At 62.3% G+C, this 15,786-nt stretch carries 18 protein-coding genes and 1 pseudogene; 14 read left to right on the top strand and 5 right to left on the bottom strand.

Annotated elements, in window-relative coordinates; all coding sequences use genetic code 11:
- Together FJ941_RS11395 and FJ941_RS11390 are read right to left on the bottom strand one after the other, a co-directional pair.
- A pseudogene (locus FJ941_RS11395) lies at positions 1-482 on the bottom strand (dihydroorotase); the annotation flags it as partial.
- Complete coding sequence (locus FJ941_RS11390) at positions 479-1,459, bottom strand: aspartate carbamoyltransferase catalytic subunit (RefSeq protein ID WP_140505519.1); 981 nt, start codon at positions 1,457-1,459, stop codon at positions 479-481. The pseudogene FJ941_RS11395 and the gene FJ941_RS11390, both read right to left, overlap by 4 nt.
- 171 nt (positions 1,460-1,630) lie before the next feature.
- Here FJ941_RS11390 and FJ941_RS11385 point away from each other — a divergent pair, with 171 nt between their 5' ends.
- The 3 genes from FJ941_RS11385 (at position 1,631) to FJ941_RS11375 (ending at position 4,284) form a co-directional block, all read left to right on the top strand.
- Positions 1,631-3,259 carry a DNA alkylation response protein gene (locus tag FJ941_RS11385; RefSeq protein ID WP_140505517.1) on the top strand — a complete coding sequence of 543 codons (1,629 nt, stop codon included), beginning with the start codon at positions 1,631-1,633 and terminating at the stop codon, positions 3,257-3,259.
- A gap of 135 nt (positions 3,260-3,394) precedes the next feature.
- Positions 3,395-3,943, top strand: a complete 549-nt coding sequence (locus tag FJ941_RS11380) for a hypothetical protein (protein WP_140505537.1) — start codon at positions 3,395-3,397, stop codon at positions 3,941-3,943.
- The gene (locus tag FJ941_RS11375) at positions 3,943-4,284 is read left to right on the top strand and encodes a DUF6105 family protein (RefSeq protein WP_027142588.1); all 342 of its coding nucleotides are present in this window, start codon (positions 3,943-3,945) and stop codon (positions 4,282-4,284) included. The genes FJ941_RS11380 and FJ941_RS11375 overlap by 1 nt, the downstream gene beginning before the upstream one ends.
- Here FJ941_RS11375 and ruvX read toward each other — a convergent pair.
- Positions 4,202-4,708 carry a Holliday junction resolvase RuvX gene (gene ruvX, locus FJ941_RS11370; RefSeq protein WP_140505515.1) on the bottom strand — a complete coding sequence of 169 codons (507 nt, stop codon included), beginning with the start codon at positions 4,706-4,708 and terminating at the stop codon, positions 4,202-4,204. The genes FJ941_RS11375 and ruvX overlap by 83 nt on opposite strands.
- Before the next feature lie 123 nt (positions 4,709-4,831).
- Here ruvX and FJ941_RS11365 point away from each other — a divergent pair, with 123 nt between their 5' ends.
- From FJ941_RS11365 to FJ941_RS11340, 6 genes are all read left to right on the top strand, one after another.
- A complete protein-coding gene (locus tag FJ941_RS11365) occupies positions 4,832-5,539 on the top strand; it encodes a metal-dependent hydrolase (protein ID WP_140505513.1) in 708 nt (235 codons plus the stop codon).
- Between the two features lie 48 nt (positions 5,540-5,587).
- Positions 5,588-5,980: a hypothetical protein gene (locus FJ941_RS11360; RefSeq protein WP_246673770.1), complete on the top strand. Its 393-nt coding sequence runs from the start codon at positions 5,588-5,590 to the stop codon at positions 5,978-5,980.
- Between the two features lie 88 nt (positions 5,981-6,068).
- The gene (gatC, locus tag FJ941_RS11355; protein ID WP_140505509.1) at positions 6,069-6,356 is read left to right on the top strand and encodes an Asp-tRNA(Asn)/Glu-tRNA(Gln) amidotransferase subunit GatC; all 288 of its coding nucleotides are present in this window, start codon (positions 6,069-6,071) and stop codon (positions 6,354-6,356) included.
- A gap of 7 nt (positions 6,357-6,363) precedes the next feature.
- Complete coding sequence (locus FJ941_RS11350) at positions 6,364-6,819, top strand: GNAT family N-acetyltransferase (RefSeq protein WP_140505507.1); 456 nt, start codon at positions 6,364-6,366, stop codon at positions 6,817-6,819.
- Positions 6,819-8,384 (top strand): amidase family protein, encoded by a 1,566-nt coding sequence (locus FJ941_RS11345; RefSeq protein ID WP_140505505.1) that lies wholly within the window; start codon positions 6,819-6,821, stop codon positions 8,382-8,384. The genes FJ941_RS11350 and FJ941_RS11345 overlap by 1 nt, the downstream gene beginning before the upstream one ends.
- A gap of 109 nt (positions 8,385-8,493) precedes the next feature.
- Positions 8,494-9,291, top strand: a complete 798-nt coding sequence (locus FJ941_RS11340; protein WP_140505504.1) for a YdcF family protein — start codon at positions 8,494-8,496, stop codon at positions 9,289-9,291.
- Here FJ941_RS11340 and FJ941_RS11335 read toward each other — a convergent pair.
- Positions 9,264-9,983 (bottom strand): DUF599 domain-containing protein, encoded by a 720-nt coding sequence (locus FJ941_RS11335; RefSeq protein WP_140505502.1) that lies wholly within the window; start codon positions 9,981-9,983, stop codon positions 9,264-9,266. The genes FJ941_RS11340 and FJ941_RS11335 overlap by 28 nt on opposite strands.
- A 170-nt stretch (positions 9,984-10,153) precedes the next feature.
- On the opposite strand from FJ941_RS11335, the gene FJ941_RS11330 reads away from it, so the two are divergent.
- From FJ941_RS11330 to FJ941_RS11320, 3 genes are all read left to right on the top strand, one after another.
- Entirely contained in the window at positions 10,154-11,557 is a 1,404-nt protein-coding gene (locus FJ941_RS11330) for an L-serine ammonia-lyase (protein ID WP_140505500.1), read from the top strand.
- A 76-nt stretch (positions 11,558-11,633) separates the two neighbouring features.
- Positions 11,634-12,071: a DUF1489 family protein gene (locus tag FJ941_RS11325; protein WP_140505498.1), complete on the top strand. Its 438-nt coding sequence runs from the start codon at positions 11,634-11,636 to the stop codon at positions 12,069-12,071.
- 346 nt (positions 12,072-12,417) lie between these two features.
- Positions 12,418-13,119, top strand: a complete 702-nt coding sequence (locus FJ941_RS11320) for a DnaJ domain-containing protein (RefSeq protein WP_140505497.1) — start codon at positions 12,418-12,420, stop codon at positions 13,117-13,119.
- 46 nt (positions 13,120-13,165) lie between these two features.
- Here the strand turns inward: FJ941_RS11320 and FJ941_RS11315 are convergent, their stop codons facing one another.
- The gene (locus FJ941_RS11315) at positions 13,166-14,587 is read right to left on the bottom strand and encodes a D-alanyl-D-alanine carboxypeptidase family protein (protein ID WP_140505495.1); all 1,422 of its coding nucleotides are present in this window, start codon (positions 14,585-14,587) and stop codon (positions 13,166-13,168) included.
- A 284-nt stretch (positions 14,588-14,871) separates the two neighbouring features.
- On the opposite strand from FJ941_RS11315, the gene FJ941_RS11310 reads away from it, so the two are divergent.
- Together FJ941_RS11310 and clpS are read left to right on the top strand one after the other, a co-directional pair.
- Positions 14,872-15,201 carry a phasin family protein gene (locus FJ941_RS11310; protein ID WP_027142601.1) on the top strand — a complete coding sequence of 110 codons (330 nt, stop codon included), beginning with the start codon at positions 14,872-14,874 and terminating at the stop codon, positions 15,199-15,201.
- A 254-nt stretch (positions 15,202-15,455) separates the two neighbouring features.
- On the top strand, positions 15,456-15,785 hold the full coding sequence (gene clpS, locus FJ941_RS11305; protein ID WP_010909565.1) for an ATP-dependent Clp protease adapter ClpS: 330 nt from the start codon (positions 15,456-15,458) through the stop codon (positions 15,783-15,785).
- Position 15,786: the final 1 nt, after the last annotated feature.

The following is a 15,786-nucleotide window of genomic DNA, read 5'->3' as shown; positions in this document are numbered from 1 at the left end:
ATCGTATGCCGCCCATCGGTGAAAGCGACCGCACCCGCCTCGCGTAGCAGGCCGAACTCCGTCATTTCGCGCCCGTGGAGGCCCTTAGTGATGGCGGCGGCCGGAAAGATGTTGACGAAAGCTGTATCCTTGGCGGTGCGCAGCACGAATTCGACCAACGCCACATTGTCGATCACCGGGTCGGTATCGGGCATCATGACGATCGACGTCACCCCGCCCGCGGCCGCGGCGACACTCGCCGAAGCGATGGTTTCGCGATGCTCGCCGCCCGGCTCTCCGATGAAGACGCGGCCATCGATCAAACCTGGCATGATCGCCTTGCCGGCGCAGTCGATTGCCGTGGCGCCGTCGGGGACGCCCTGGTTCAGCGCTGCCTTGCCAGCGGCAACGATTTTCTTGCCATCGATTATGACCGAGCCGACTTCGTCGATGCCACGCGAAGGGTCGAGGATGCGGGCACGTTCAAAGACCGTGATGCTCATGCGCCGCGGCCCCCTTGATTGCGGCCCTCTTGATTACGACGGGGATCTAGCAGCGCTTCCATCACCGCCATGCGCACGGCGACGCCCATTTCCACCTGCTCCTGGATGACGCTTTGCGGGCCGTCGGCGATTTCGGAGGCGATCTCGACACCTCGGTTCATCGGGCCGGGATGCATGACCAGCGCGTCGTCCTTGGCCGCCTTCAGCTTCTCGGCATCCAGGCCGAAATAACGGAAATATTCGCGCACCGACGGCACGAAGGCGCCCTCCATGCGCTCGCGCTGCAAGCGCAACATCATCACCACATCCGCGTCCTTGAGGCCTTCCGCCATCGAGCGGCAGACGATGACGCCCATCCTTTCGATGCCCGAGGGCAACAGCGTCGAGGGCGCCACCACGCGGACCTGTGCGCCGAGTGCGTTGAGCAGCATGATGTTGGAGCGCGCCACGCGCGAATGCAGGATGTCGCCGCAGATCGCCACGATCAGCTTCGACAGCGGACCCTTGGCGCGGCGGATGGTGAGCGCGTCGAGCAGCGCCTGTGTCGGGTGTTCATGCGCTCCATCACCGGCATTGACCACCGAGCAGCCGACCTTCTGCGCCAGAAGGGCCGCCGCGCCCGCCGACTGATGGCGGATGATCAATATATCGGGCCGCATGGCGTTCAGTGTCATCGCGGTGTCGATGAGCGTTTCGCCCTTTTTCACGGAAGAGCTCGCCACCGACATGTTCATGACGTCGGCGCCGAGCCGTTTTCCGGCCAGTTCGAAGGACGACTGCGTGCGGGTCGAGGCTTCGTAGAAGAGGTTGATCTGGGTGCGGCCGCGCAGCGTCGAGGTCTTTTTCTCGGACTGCCGCGAGATCGCGACCGCCCGATCCGCCCTGTCGAGCAACAACTCGATGTCGGCGGGCGAAAGATCGCTGATGCCCAGAAGATGGCGGTGAGGATAGAATGGCAGGGACGAAGCGTCGGTCATCTCAAGGGGCTGCTATAGGGTGCGGATTTCGCGCCCGCAAGCACCCGCTTTGGATTGACGCCGTTCTCCCCGGTATTTTCGTCGCGCGCGCGGCAACGCTTGGGCTATACCTAGCCGATGGCCTCGGATTCGAGGCTTTCCGACGATAGGGCCTTTCTAGAAGGATTGGGCGTGACCGACGACGTGACGAACCAGCCGCCGCCGTTGACGGGCGGCAACGCCTGGCGAGGCGATCCGTTGCTGATCCAGCTTGCCGAGCGCTTTTCGGATCCGGTGCGCAAGGATCTCGATGGGCTTGGCCGTTTCGTGCTCACGCAAGAAGCCCAGGAACTGGCGCGCCTCGCCAATGTCGAGACACCGAAACTCAGGACCCACGATCGCCAGGGACGGCGCATCGACCTGGTTGAATTCCATCCCGCCTACCACGCCTTGATGCGCCGTTCGGTGGCCAACGGCCTGCACTCTTCAGTCTGGGAAAATGGCGACGCCGAGATTGGCCGCCGCCATCAGGTGCGGGCCGCCCGTTTCTACCTGACCGCCGAGCTCGAGACCGGACACCTCTGCCCCATCACCATGACCAGCGCCTCGCTGGCGGCGCTGATGGCCAGTCCAAAACTGTTTCGCGAATGGGCGCCGCGCGTAACGACGCGCAAATACGACCAGAGCCAAAAGCCGCCGGTCGAGAAGACCGGGCTGACGCTCGGCATGGGCATGACCGAGAAACAGGGCGGCACGGATGTGCGGGCCAATGTGACCAGGGCGGAACGCGTCGGAAGTGGGTTCTACCGCCTGACGGGACACAAATGGTTCATGTCGGCGCCGATGTCGGATGCCTTCCTAGTGCTGGCGCAAGCGCCGGAGGGGCTGTCATGCTTCCTGGTGCCGCGCGTGCTCGGCGACGGGTCGGGCAATGGCTTTCGCTTCCAGCGGCTGAAGGACAAGCTCGGCAACCGCTCCAACGCGTCTTCCGAGGTCGAATTCGTCAACGCCATCGGCGAGATGGTCGGCGAACCCGGCGCCGGCGTCAAGACGATCATGGACATGGTGACGCTGACCCGGCTCGACTGCGCGGTGGCGTCTTCGGCGATCATGCGAGCGGGGCTGGCCGAAGCGATCCATCATGCTCGCCATCGCCAGGTGTTCGGGACCAACCTGATCGAGCAACCGCTTATGCAGCGGGTGCTGGCCGACATGGCGCTCGATGTCGCCGCGGCGACCGCGCTCTCGTTCCGGCTGGCGCGTTCCTTCGACGAGGCGGCGAGCGATCGCGGCGAGGCGGCGTTCGCCCGCGCCATGACGCCGATCGTCAAATACTGGGTCTGCAAGATCGCGCCGCCGCTGCTTTATGAGGCGATGGAGTGCCTTGGCGGCAATGGCTATGTCGAGGAAGCTCCGCTCGCGCGCTATTACCGCGAAGCACCTGTCAACGCGATCTGGGAAGGATCGGGCAATGTCATGGCGCTCGATGTGCTGCGCGTGCTTGGCCGCGCCCCGGGCCTTTTCGAAGAGGTGCTGGGCGGCATCGACCGCGACCTGGCTGCCGGCGGACGCGGCACGGTCGGTGTTCTGAAGGCGGCCATGCAGGTCGCTTCGACCGACGAGGGCTCGGCCCGGCTGCTGACGGAACAGCTTGCGCTGTCGGCGGCGGCGGCCGAGTTGCGCCGGCTGGGGGCAGGGCGGATCGCCGACGCTTTCGTCGAGACGCGGCTCGCGGGCCAGTGGCGCAATACCTACGGTATGCTCGATTCTCGGCACGATGCGCGCATGATCATCGATACGCTCTATCCGACGGTGAATTGACAGCGATGCCATTCATCATCCGAGGGCGTTGCCGGAATCTTCACCGGCCCAGCCGCCGTTAACCTTAACAAATGGTTTCCATTGCGGCAGCGCACCGCAAAGCCCACTGTCATTCCTGTCGAAGCAGGAATCACGATGCGACACGTATTGACCTCCTTTCTGTCCGTGCACTGGGCGATCGTTTTCGGCCTGCTCGCGCTGATTTGTATCGATGGAAATCGAGGTGTGGCGGCGGCTCTTGGCGTACTCGGGGTGGCCGTCGAGAGCGCCCGATTGATCAATCTGGAGAATATCGTCGTGGTCGCTCCGCTGGCGACCGCGTTGCTGGTCGTGGCGGTACTGTTCTTCTGGGCCTTTGTCGATACGCTGGTCAACGACGCGTCCAGCCCGGGCGCCGACAGCGTCATTCGCATCGCCTTTATTTCAGCTTCCGGCGTGATGTCGATGATCCTGATCGGCGGCGCGGCCCAAGGCATCAACGGTCTGTTCATGGTGGTGGCCGTGCAACTGGCCGCACTTCTGGCTTCCTATGTCGCGATGCTCGCCGAACGGCGTTCGGTAGCTGCGTTGGATGAGGACGAATTCCACGCCACGGCGCACAGCATGGCGAAGGCCGCGGCGCATAATTCGCTGCTCTCCCTGATATCGGGCCGGACCGGCTCGAACGGCAAGGGAGGTCGCTGATGCGCTACATCTTCGCGTTGTGGGCGGGCCCGATGGCGCTGTTCTGGGGCTGGTTCTATCTGTCGGCCAACGACATGAATTTCGGCTACGTCATGCTCAGCCGGCAGATGCACGACTTCTTCTTCCAGCTCTACGGTCAGATACTCGGTATCGATCCAGCCATCATCCCCGGTATGGTGGCCAAGACCTGCATCTTCGACGGTTTTCTGCTTATGGCGCTGTGGGCGTTTCGCCGCCGCAGTGAGATCATCGGCTGGATCAGGCAGAGGTCGGTGGTTCAGGTTCCCTTCGATCGGCTGCATCGAGCGACTGAAGCCGGTCCAAAACTCCCTGCAGAATAAAGGCAGCTGCCGCCGAATCGATCTTGCCGGCACGTTTGGCGCGCGAGAAGTCCATTTCGATCAGCGTCCGTTCGGCCGCGACCGTCGATAGCCGCTCATCCCAGAACACGAAGGGCAGGTCACTCAGCTGCGCCATGTTGCGCACGAAGGCGCGCGATTTCTGTGCGCGTGGGCCTTCCGACCCGTCCATGTTGATCGGCAGTCCGATCGCCACCGCACCGACATTCTCCTTCTCCAGCAACGCCAAAAGGACGGCGGCATCGAGTGAGAATTTCTTTCTGAGGATGACCGGGCGGGGATGAGCGAAGGAGAAACCCCGGTCGGAAACAGCGACGCCGATCGTCTTGTCGCCGAGATCGAGCCCCGCCAGGGTCTTGCCATGGGCGAGCCGTGCCGGCAATTGCTCAATCGTGATGACAGCCAACGGTTTTCCTCGCCTTTTCGGCGCCACGCGTCTTTTCGGATGCGCGGCGGACACTATACCCTTTGATATCTGGGCTATCGGCGTTCTATCGTCTGGCTCGGCAAAAATCGAGGAAATGCATTCATGAAACTGACCTGGTACGGCCACTCGGCCTTCCGCATCGAAACGGGTGCCGCGAAAATCCTGATCGACCCTTATCTGATCGGCAACCCGTCCTGGACGGGCGATTGGGAAGGGCCGGCCGAAGGGATCACGCATGTTCTTTTGACACACGGGCATAGCGACCACATCAGCGGCGCGCTGGAAGTGCTCGGCAAGAGCGGCGCGCAACTGGTCGCCAATTTCGAGATCTGCATGTACCTGGTCGGCAAGGGCGTCAGCGACAAGGGGATCAATCCCGGCAATATCGGCGGCACGGTCGATTGCGGCGGCTTCACCACCACCTTCGTCCAGGCGCTGCACTCTTCCTCGTTTGGCGAAGAGGGCGGCAAGAACGTCTATCTCGGCAATCCGGGCGGGCTGGTTCTGCATTTCCCGGAAGACAAGACGCTCTACCACATGGGCGATACCGACATCTTTTCCGACATGGCGCTGATCAACGAATTGCACGAGCCGAAGATCGGTATTGTTCCGATCGGCGACCGCTTCACCATGGGCGGCGCGGTGGCAGCCCTTGCCTGCCGCCGCTTCTTCAAGTTCGACACGGTTATCCCTTGCCATTTCGGCACGTTTCCGATGATCGATCCGACGCCTGAGAAGTTCGAAGCCGGCATGGAAGGTTCCGGCGTCAAGGTCGCATTGCCGAACATCGGGGAAACGATTACCATCTAGAAACAACCAAAGCGGAACAAATCCATGGCGTTGGGGCGATCTCTTTGCATGTCGATGTTTGTCGCGGCGTCGCCCGCGCTCGCCGCGGATGATTTCATCGAAGGCGTCTATCTCCAGTCCGAGGAACTTTGCGTACAGGCTAAAAAGGACACGCTGCAGACGCTTGTCGATGCCGGCAACACCGTGCTTTCGAAGAATGGCCTGCAAGGCGTGGAATACAATTGCGAGTTCGTGCAGGTCAGCAAGGCGACGCGCTCGCCGAGCTGGGCGGTGACGGCCATCTGCCAGGAACCGGGCTATGTCTTTCCCGATGTCCTGTCGGTGACGCGGATCAGCCCGACGCAGCTCGATCTCGTCTCGGTCCGGCCCATCGACGATGAGAGCGAGGCGAGCGGTAACAGCGGCAGCTATTATCTATGCGAAGGCGTTGAGCTGCCATGAAGCTCTTTGCCCGATTGTCGGCCGGCGCATGTTGCGCGCCGCGCGCCGCGCCGCTATAGCGCGGACTGGTTTTTCCCGAGGCGAATACATGTCCGTTGATGTCAAGACAGTGAAGCGCGTTGCGCATCTCGCCCGCATCGCAGTGAGCGAGGAAGATGCCGAGCGCATGACCGGCGAGTTGAACGCCATACTGGGCTTCGTCGAACAACTGAACGAGGTCGATGTTTCCGGCGTCGAACCAATGACCTCGGTGACCCCGATGGAGATGAAGAAGCGCGGGGATGTCGTCACCGACGGCAACAACGCGGCCGACATTGTCGCCAATGCACCGGCGACCGACGAGAATTTCTTCCTCGTGCCGAAGGTCGTGGAGTAAGGCGTCGATGGCAATCGAGATCGCCATCGAGACGCCGCTGCAGAATGACGTGCGCGACCTGGTCAGGCAACTCAACGAAACCTTGCTCGAATTGACGCCGCCGGAGCATTGCTACCATCTGACGGTCGAGCAGATGGCGGGCCATGACACGACCGTGTTCATCGCCCGCGACAACGGCACCGCCATTGGTTGTGGAGCGCTGAAGCGCCATGGCGGCGCCATTGGCGAGGTCAAACGCATGTATATCAGGCCGTCGCATCGCGGTCGGCGGATCGGTGCCAGGATTGTGGAACGCGTTGAAGCCTTGGCGCGCGATGAAGGGCTTAAGCGGCTGGTGCTGGAGACCGGCGATCGCCATCCCGCCGCCTGGACCGTCTATGAACGTGCCGGTTTCTCGCGTTGCGGCCCGGTGCTGGATTATCCCGATTCCGAGTGGTCGGTATTTTACGAAAAGAGCCTTTGATGAGCGACCTGACCCATCTGACGATTTCACAGGCCCGCGCCAAGCTGCGCGCCAAGGAGATCACCGCGACCGAGATCACCGAGGCCTATCTCTTGGCGATCGATCGCGCCAATCCGACGCTCAATGCCTATGTCGCGGTGACCGGCGACAAGGCGCGCGACATGGCCAAGACGTCGGACGCCAGGCTGCTCAAGGGCGAGGGCGGTGCGCTGGAGGGCATTCCGCTCGGGATCAAGGACCTGTTCGGCACCGAAGGCGTCCATACCCAGGCTTGCAGCCACGTGCTCGACGGCTTCAAGCCGCGCTATGAATCGACTGTCACATCCAATCTGTGGGCCGACGGCGCGGTCATGCTTGGCAAGCTCAACATGGACGAATTCGCCATGGGCTCGTCCAACGAGACCTCCTACTATGGCCCGGTCATCAACCCGTGGCGGCGTTCGCGCCTCGATACGGTGGTGATGCCGACGACACATCAGGGTGACGGCGGCTTCGTTTCGGCCGGTGGCACGAAAACCCAGCGCAGCCTCGACAATGCACAGCTGGTGCCGGGCGGCTCTTCCGGCGGCTCGGCGACCGCTGTGTCAGCCTTCCTGTGTGCCGGTGCGACGGCGACCGACACTGGCGGTTCGATACGCCAGCCGGCCGCCTTCACCGGCACGGTCGGCATCAAGCCGACCTATGGCCGCTGCTCGCGCTGGGGCATCGTCGCCTTTGCCTCGTCGCTCGACCAGGCCGGGCCGATCGCTCGCGACGTGCGCGATGCCGCGATCCTGCTCAAGTCGATGGCCTCGGCCGATCCGAAGGACACCACGTCCGTCGACCGGCCGGTGCCGGACTATGAGGCTGCGATCGGCAAGCCGATCAAGGGCATGAAGGTCGGCATTCCCAAGGAATACCGCGTCGACGGCATGCCGGAGGAGATCGAGGCGCTGTGGCAGAAGGGTATTGCCTGGCTCAGGGATGCCGGTGCCGAGATCGTCGACATCTCCCTGCCGCACACCAAGTATGCGCTGCCTGCCTATTACATCGTCGCGCCGGCCGAGGCTTCTTCCAACCTCGCCCGCTATGACGGCGTCCGCTACGGCTTGCGCGTGCCGGGCAAGGACATCGTCGAGATGTACGAGAAGACCCGCGCCGCCGGCTTCGGCCGCGAGGTCAAGCGCCGCATCATGATCGGTACCTATGTGCTGTCGGCCGGCTACTACGACGCCTACTATCTGCAGGCTCAGAAGGTGCGCAATCTGATCAAGCGCGACTTCGAAAACGTCTTCGCCGCCGGCGTCGATGTCATCCTGACGCCGGCTACACCGTCCGCCGCCTTTGGCATAGCCGACGAGGACATGGCCGCCGATCCGGTCAAGATGTACCTCAACGACATTTTCACGGTCACCGTGAACATGGCCGGTCTGCCGGGCATTGCCGTGCCTGCCGGCCTCGATCCCAAGGGATTGCCGCTCGGCCTGCAACTGATCGGCAGGCCGTTCGAGGAAGAGACATTGTTCCAGACCGCCGCCGTCATCGAGCAGGCGGCCGGCTCATTCCAGCCGGAGAAGTGGTGGTAAGGGTACCGCTCGCCTGGCGCATGATCCCGAAAACCGCGATCGATTTTCGGAGAGAATCATGCGCAAAACCAAGGCATTACAGAGCCCTTGATGCCGTAAGGGTTGAGCGATGTTCTACTATCTTTCCAAGATCTTCTGGTTCTTCATCCAGCCGCTCAACCTGACGATCTTCCTGCTTTTGGCGGGGCTGATCGCCGGGATGATCGGCCGGCGGCGACTTGCCGTCACCGGCAGCGTGCTGGCGTTCCTGATCCTTGCGCTGTCGGCCTGGACATCATTTGGCGCCATGATGCTCAATCCGTTGGAGGAACGCTTTCCCAAGCCGCCTTTGCCGGCGAAAGTAGACGGCATCATCGTGCTCGGCGGCGGCTTCGAGGGCGCCATCAACCTCGCGCGTGGCGGCTATGAATTGAACAGCAGCGGCGATCGCATGGTCGAGACCGCAATCCTCGCCCGGCGTTTCCCGCAGGCAAAGGTGGTCGTCTCCGGTGGAAACGGCTCACTGTTCTTCGACGGCGAAGGTGATGCCGACACCGCTCCGCGCCTGCTCGAGGCGCTGGGTGTCCCGGCCGATCGGCTGATCCTCGAAGACAAATCCCGCAACACCTACGAGAATGCGGTCTTCAGCCACGAACTGGTCAAACCCAAACCGGGCGAGACATGGCTACTGGTGACATCAGCCTTTCACATGCCACGCGCCAAGGCGCTGTTCGACAAGGCCGGTTTTTCAACCGTTCCCTGGCCGGTCGACTATCGCACCTCCGGTCGGGAAGGCATCGGGCTGTTTCGCGACAATGCGGCCGATTCAGTGCAGAACACGACCATGGCCGTCCGCGAGTGGATCGGACTTTTCGCCTATTGGCTTTCCGGGCGTATCGATCAGCCGTTTCCGGCGCCGGGCGGCTGACCGATCACGGCACGCCGCGCCGCCGAGAAGAACTGGCGCCGTATCAGGACGGCCAGCAGCAGAAGCGTCGACAGCACGAACACCACCGGATCCACGAACCAGCCGAGATAGCCGATCGAGAAGAACACGCCGCGCAAGCCCGAATTGAAATGCTTGCCGGCCAGCATATTCATTTGCGTCGCGCGCCACACAGCCGTTTGCGTGACGGGATTGCGCGAGGCTTCGCCATGTGGGATCGGCACGGCGCCAATCAGGATCGAGCAGTAATTGAACAGCCTGTAGGCCCAGCCGAATTTGAAGAAGGCAAAGGCCAGGATCAGCACCAGTCCCAGCACCTTGATCTGAAAGGCCGAGCGCGACGGCGCGCCGCCCAAGGGCAGAGTGCTCAGCACCTCAAGCACCCGGTCGGACGCGCCAAGCAGGGCGAAACAGCCGCCGAGCGCGATCAGTGAACTGGAGGCGAAGAAGGCGGTTCCCTGCTGCAGGCCGCTCATGATGGCGGTGTCGACGATGCGGATCTCACGCTCGGCCATGGTGCCCATCCAGGCCTCGCGTTGGGCATTCATTGCAGTCGTCAGCGAGATGCGGCTAACCAGCTTGCCATCGGACGCAAGCGTGTGCAGCACCCATGCGAGGAGGAAAAAGCCCAGCGCCGCGAGATCGGCCGTCGAAAGATAGGAGGAATCGCCCATAGGGTGAATTTATCACATCTTGATCGCTTTGATCGCCGCATGCAGCGTCGGGCAATCAATGTCGCTGCCGGAGCAAACAAGGTCGGCAGGTGCTGCGCCGCGATTGTCAAAAGAGCGGAAACATCTCGGGAATTCCTATATGTAGTCCTCGACATGATCCAGGAGACAGCGTGTTCCTTTCGGTTTTCGACCTGTTCAAGATCGGCATCGGCCCCTCGAGCTCGCACACGATGGGGCCTATGACGGCTGCGCGCCGGTTTCTCGACGAGGTCGCGGGCGACGACTGGCCGCGCCCCGCCGGCGCCAAGGTCGACCGCATCGGCGCCAGCCTGCATGGCTCGCTCGCCTATACCGGCATCGGCCATGGCAGCGACCGTGCCGTCATTCTCGGCCTTGCCGGCCAGACGCCGCAAACGGTCGACCCCGACCAGGCTGACGGCATCATCAGCCGCATCACCGCCGACAAGCTGATTTCACCGCCCGGCCACCCATCCTACCATTTCGACCCGACCACCGATCTGGTGCTCGACCGCAAGACACCGCTCACCGGTCACGCCAATGGCATGGCGTTCTACGCCTACGACGCCGGCGGCCGGTTGCTGCTCAAGCGCATCTACTATTCGATCGGCGGTGGCTTCGTGGTTTCGGAAGAAGAGCTGCAGCGGATGAAGGCAAAAGGCTCGGTCACGACCGAGGGCAAGAAGGTGCCGTATCCCTTCAAGAACGCGGTCGAGATGCTGAAGATGGCGGCCAAGAGCGGCCTTTCCATTGCCGACATGAAGCGCACCAACGAGGAAACGCAGATGTCGCGCGAGGCGCTCGACACCGGTCTCGACGCTATCTGGGATGCGATGAAGGGCTGCATCGACCGCGGCCTGTCGCAGGACGGCATCATGCCGGGTGGGCTGAAGGTGCGGCGGCGCGCCAGGCAGCTGCATGACAAGCTGCAGGAGCAGTGGCAGCAGAACCGGCCGAACCCGCTGCTCGCCAATGACTGGCTTTCGATCTATGCGATGGCCGTCAACGAGGAGAATGCCGCCGGCGGGCGTGTCGTCACCGCGCCGACCAACGGCGCGGCCGGCACGCTGCCGGCGGTGCTGCGCTACTGGCTGCATTTCCATCCCGAGGCCGACCAGCCGAGCATCCGCGACTTCCTGCTGACGGCAGCGGCTGTCGGCGGCATCATCAAGTCCAATGCGTCGATCTCCGGCGCCGAAGTCGGCTGCCAGGGCGAGGTGGGCTCAGCCTCGGCGATGGCGGCCGCCGGGCTGTGCGCCGTCATGGGCGGCACGCCCGAACAGGTCGAGAATGCCGCCGAGATCGCGCTCGAACATCATCTCGGCATGACCTGCGACCCGGTCGGCGGGCTGGTCCAGGTGCCATGTATAGAGCGCAACGCTCTGGGTGCCGTCAAGGCGGTGACGGCCGCGTCACTGGCCATCAAAGGCGACGGCGTGCATTTCGTGCCGCTCGATGCCGCGATCGAGACCATGCGCCAGACCGGCCTCGATATGAACGAAAAGTACAAGGAAACCAGCCTTGGCGGGCTTGCGGTCAATGTCGTGGAGTGTTGAGGGCTGGCCCAAACCGGCACTGTGGAGAAGTCCGTCGGGCCGTTGACGTCTCGGCGCCCCGAACTAACCTTAGCGAATGGCTCTCAATCTCCTAAAGCTTTGCGTCGGCTGCGACAGTGTCGAGGATCTCGAAGAGTGGATCGCCTTCCGTCTTGACGAGCGCCGCCGTGCCGGTGAACCAGCCGAACACTGGCACACCACCCGCATGATGCCGACACGTGGCGCCGAGGTCACCGATGGCGGCTCGCTCTACTGGGTGATCAAGGGCAGCGTGCAATGCCGCCAATTGATCACGGAGATACGGCCGTTCATCGATGACGACGGCATCGGCCGCTGCCATTTGATGCTCGATCCCGAGGTGGTGCGTACCGACTGGCAGCCGCGCCGCGCCTTCCAGGGCTGGCGTTACCTGAAGCCAGCGGACGCTCCGGCCGATCTCGGCAAGGGCAAGGCGGGATTGGTCGAGATGCCGCCGAAACTCAGGCGCGAGCTGGCCGAACTCGGCTTGCTCTAACGCATGTCGCCCAAAAGTGACCTCGGTTTTGGGAGAAGGACATGCATAAAGACAAAGCCTCTGAAGCGCGTCGCATAGGTCCGTTTCGACGCGACGTGCTTTAGACTTTTTCTGGCCCTCAATCTTGCCTCGTGCTGGACTTGCAAGCGACGGGACAACGCCACATCTTCAAATCCATGCGCGATGAAGAACCGTCGAAGTCGACACAGGCCGCGGCGTTGCGGAACCAGTTCGCACGATGGTCCTCTTCCAGCCCGGGTAAAGGCCATGATTCTGGCGCAGAAAAAGTGTTGAAGGACATCACGCGGCTGTCCAGGCGGACAGGATACCTGCGGGGCGATGGGAAATGTTAGGCGCAATTATCGTTGTGGTCGCGTTGTTGCTGGTGCTCCTGGGGGTAGCCACGGCCTTTCTCCGCGCGGATCCGGCGCAACTCGCAAGCGGGATGAGAACCTTGGGGCCGATCCTGCTGGCGCTGGTCGGCGGCGCCGTGCTCCTGGTAGGGCATCAAGCCATCGGCGGCATCATCCTGTTCGTGGCAATCGCCTGGTACGGCGCCACGCGTACAGGCCGGCCAAATGCCAGGCCGGTTGCTGGAAAACGCTCAACCGTGCGGACAGCGGCACTCGAGATGGAACTCGATCACAATACGGGCGGCCTTGAAGGGCTGGTTCTGGCCGGCCGCCACGATGGCAAGATGCTCGGCTCGATGACCCTTGCGGAATTGCAGCATCTCTACCGCGAGCTCTCCGGCGATCCGGAGAGCCGGCAGTTGCTAGAGACGTATCTTGACGGCAGATTTCCCATCTGGCGCAAACACGCTGAGACGAACGGTGGCGAAGGGCTGGGTGTTGCGCCAAGTCCGGGCGCCATGACTAAGGAGGAGGCCTACAAGGTCCTTGGTCTTGAAGCGGGGGCCGCCGCGGCGGATGTCCGCAAGGCGCACCGCCGCCTGATGCAGCGCCTGCACCCCGATATCGGCGGCACGTCTTTCCTGGCGGCGCGGATTAACGAAGCCAAGGACGTCTTGCTCTCCAATCACAACTAGTCTCCTTCGACGCAAAATTTTTCCGGGAGATATCTTCCACGCGGTCCTATTGCTGGACGGCGTAGCACTCGATTTTCTTCTTCTTCAAAGCGGTGCAAGCCTTCCACGCGGCATCCTTCGACCCAAAGCCGCCGAAACGCGCGCGGTAGTAGGTGACGCCGTCCTTGTCGAAAGCGACGGTGAAGCCGGAAGCGTCGGCCAGCACCTTGGGAGCCTGCTTGGTTGTGTTGTCGAGGAAAGCCTGGGCTTCGGACTGCTTCGGCGAGGAAGCGACCTGGATGGCCCAGCCTGACGGGACCGACGCGGTGTTGACCGGATCAACGGCCGGGGCGGGCTCTGCATAGGCAGCCACGACCTGTGCGGTGGCGACCTTGGGAGCGGAGACGATGACCGTCTTCACCTTCTTTGCCGGGACAACCAGCTTGGGTGTCTCTGCCTCGGCTGTATCCTCGTCCTCGCTGTCGCCCTGGGCAACGGTCGCGTCGTTCGCGACGGCCGTATCGGCTTCCGCCACGGCCACCGGCTTTTCGTCCGGAGTCGGCGCGTCATGCTTGGGCAGGAGAACCTTCGCAAGTGCGCTGATGGGATTGCTGTCCGCCTTGGCGACCAGATCGCCGCCACCGCGGGTCGATGCCCTCGGCAAATAGGCGTTAATCAGACCAGCCATCTGGTTGTCGCGGCTGCCGCCCGAGGTGCCGCCCATGACGACGGCGACAAGGCGGCGGTTGCCGTCAGATACTGATGAGACGAGATTGAAGCCGGAGGCGCGGGTGTAGCCGGTCTTGATGCCGTCGACGCCCTTGATGCGTCCGAGCAGGCGGTTGTGCCCGTTGATGCGCTGGCGACCGTAGAGAAAGGAGCGCTGCGCGAAATAGCCATAGTACTGGGGAAAATGTTCCCTGAGTGCGATGCCGAGCGTGGCCATGTCGCGCGCGGTGGTGAACTGCCCCGGGTCGGGCAGGCCGTTGGCGTTGCGGAAGACGGTGCCGTTCATGCCGAGCTGCCGCGCCTTGGCCGTCATCATGCGGGCGAAATTGGTTTCATTGCCGCCGAGCATCTCGCCGAGCGCGGTCGCCGAGTCGTTGGCCGACTTCGTGACTATCGACAGGATCGCGGTCTCGACCGCGACCGATCCGCCCGGCTTCACGCCGAGTTTGGTCGGCGCCTCGGCGGATGCATGGGCTGAAAACACGACTGGCGTGTTTCTGCTGATCTTGCCCTTCGCCATCGCTTCGAAGGTCAGATAGAGCGTCATCATCTTGGTCAGCGAGGCAGGATAGCGCCGGCCATCGGCATTGGCCGAGTAGAGCACTTTGCCGGTCTTGGCGTCGACGACGATGGCTGCCGATTTTGCCGCGAACGACGAGGCGGCACCCGCGACGACGAATGTCATCGCCATGGCGAGGATCATGATCGTTTTGAGAGGGGACGCGGATTTGGAAACGATGCCCGACAACGCCTGACGCACTGGTAGTTCCTTTGAATTTCTCGTTGCGTTGGAGGCGGCAAAGGGATCCTGCCTCACTTCCAGCCAAGCTAGCGGGGCAGCGTTACCAATCCGTTTATGGTAACCGCCGCGTTCACCATTTTCTGGCGGTTTGAGCCTTCCTTTATTTGAATTTTAGCCATTGCCGCCGCCAGCGCGGCCGCGAGCCTCCGAATTCTTGACTTTTGTGCGCCGCACAATATATATATGCATTGCACAACGGCGCTCGGGGCAGGGCGCGTCAACCGTCCAGGGAGAGTACGAAAATGACCCAGACCTATGAGGACTTCAGCAAATACGGCAAGGAGTTCACTGACACCGGATTGAAGAGCTTCGCCTCTTTGTCCAAGGGCGCGCAGGCGATCGCCACCGAGGCCGGCGAATACACCAAGAAGAGCCTCGAAGCCGGCAGCGCCGCGGTCGAGAAGTTGTTCTCGGCCAAGTCGCTGGACAAGGCGATCGAGATTCAATCCGACTATGCCAAGCAGTCCTACGAGGCGTTCGTTGCCGAGGCCACCAAGATTGGCGACCTCTATGCCGAACTCGCCAAGGAAGCCTACAAGCCTTTCGAATCGATCGTTGCCAAGGCGAAATAATTTTCGCCCGAGAATTCCAGATCCGGCCCTTTGGGCGCGGGACAAAACCCGGTCGTGGAAACGCGGCCGGGTTTTTTCATGTCAACGCTTCACGATCGCGAAATTCCGCCAAGTTGGTCACCTAGCCATATTGTCAGCTAACCAGAAGGGCTTAAAATCGTCCATCGAACACCTACATGTGAAACTCGCATGAGGATTCGAAGAGGCAGGAATACGTGACGATCGGTTTGACTGCCACGAGACGAGTGGCGCGGATGCAAAACGGCGGCGGCGACGGCAATGAGGCCGGCCGCGGGACGGCCGTCATCACGCGCACCAAAACCAAGACCAAGAAGCCCAGCCTTTACCGGGTCCTCATCCTCAACGACGACTACACTCCGATGGAGTTCGTGGTTCACGTGCTGGAGCGTTTTTTCCAGAAGGACCGCGAAGCTGCCACACGCATCATGCTTCATGTTCACAATCATGGAGTGGGCGAGTGCGGGGTCTATACATTCGAGGTGGCCGAGACCAAAGTGTCTCAGGTCATGGATTTCGCCCGACAGAATCAGCATCCGCTGCAATGCGTGATGGAGAAGAAGTGAG

The organism is Mesorhizobium sp. B2-3-13 (assembly GCF_006442195.1).
Taxonomy (GTDB): Bacteria; Pseudomonadota; Alphaproteobacteria; order Rhizobiales; family Rhizobiaceae; genus Mesorhizobium; species Mesorhizobium salmacidum.
This window is presented reverse-complemented; position numbering and strand designations above follow the sequence as displayed.